The 999-nt window shown below is 60.3% G+C and carries 1 protein-coding gene and 2 pseudogenes; 1 reads left to right on the top strand and 2 read right to left on the bottom strand.

Going from position 1 to position 999, the window contains the following annotated elements; all coding sequences use genetic code 11:
- A partial coding sequence (locus FNJ84_RS21740) for a transposase domain-containing protein (protein WP_143792218.1) occupies positions 1-99 on the top strand: 99 nt, incomplete at its 5' end.
- 29 nt (positions 100-128) lie between these two features.
- Here the strand turns inward: FNJ84_RS21740 and FNJ84_RS21735 are convergent.
- Positions 129-659: pseudogene (locus tag FNJ84_RS21735) on the bottom strand (IS6 family transposase); the annotation flags it as partial.
- A 56-nt stretch (positions 660-715) separates the two neighbouring features.
- Positions 716-999 (bottom strand): annotated as a pseudogene (locus FNJ84_RS21730) (IS21 family transposase); the annotation flags it as partial.

Below are 999 nucleotides of genomic sequence, written 5' to 3'. Positions count from 1 at the left end.
TTCGAATATCTAAGGGCCACCTTGACCGCGATTGCCAACGGCCACCCTCAAAGCCGCCTCGACGACCTGCTGCCGTGGAACTTCAAGCCGTCAAGCTAAGCTGACCGTGCTGTTCTGCGACCGCTTACGATGGTCCGGTGGTCCTGCTCGACCATGTTATTGAGGAATTTGATCCTTACCATCTCGATGGGGATCGGGCAGCCGAAGCGTCTCAGCATGCGGTTGATGGCGTTGATGCCGGCCGTGTTGGCGCCGCTCTTGTCGATGACGATCTTTCGCGGCAGGCCGTTCACCTCCAGAGCTCTGGCGAAGAACTTCGTCGCTGCGGTCTTGTTGCGTCGCTTCGAGAGCATGAAGTCCAGGGTTTTGCCAAACTTGTCGACGGCACGATAGAGGTAGACCCACTCGCCTTTCACCCGGATGTAGGTTTCGTCCATGCGCCAGGATCGGTCGGACGGACGCTTGCGGCGACGCGCCTGCTCGGCGACCAGAGGCGAGTACTTCGTGACCCAGCGGTTCAAAGTGGCGTGATCCACCCGAACGCCACGTTCAGCCATTATTTCTTCGAGGTCGCGGTACGACACCGAATAGCGGACGTAGAAGAACACCGCGAAAAGGATCACATCTTTCGGGAACTGGGCGCCCTTGAACGAGATCATGGCTGGCTCTCCCTCCCCCCCGTTTCACAGCAAGACGGTCGGATGCAGAGCTGACGCCCGTCAACCGTCAAAGTTTGCGACAGAGCCTCGAACAGCATCTCGTGGGTCTGGAGCGGGTAGGCGCGCAACAGGAAGGCCCGGCTGTGGGACAGCTTGATGTGGGCCATCTGAAGCTTGGTGCGATCGTCGGCCAGATGCCCGTAGTCTTCGCTCCAGTCGAACTGGAACGCTTCGCCCGGTCGAAAGGACAGCGGAACAAAGGTGCCGCGTCCCGTGGTCTGCTGTTCGCGCTGGCGATCTGTCCGCCATTGCCGCGCAAACGCCGCAACCCGACCGTAGG

Origin of the sequence: Paracoccus sp. M683 (assembly GCF_007096355.1) — a bacterium.
Classification (GTDB): domain Bacteria; phylum Pseudomonadota; class Alphaproteobacteria; order Rhodobacterales; family Rhodobacteraceae; genus Paracoccus.
The sequence above is the reverse complement of the archived record's forward strand: the minus strand, read 5'-3'. Positions and strand labels throughout refer to the sequence as shown.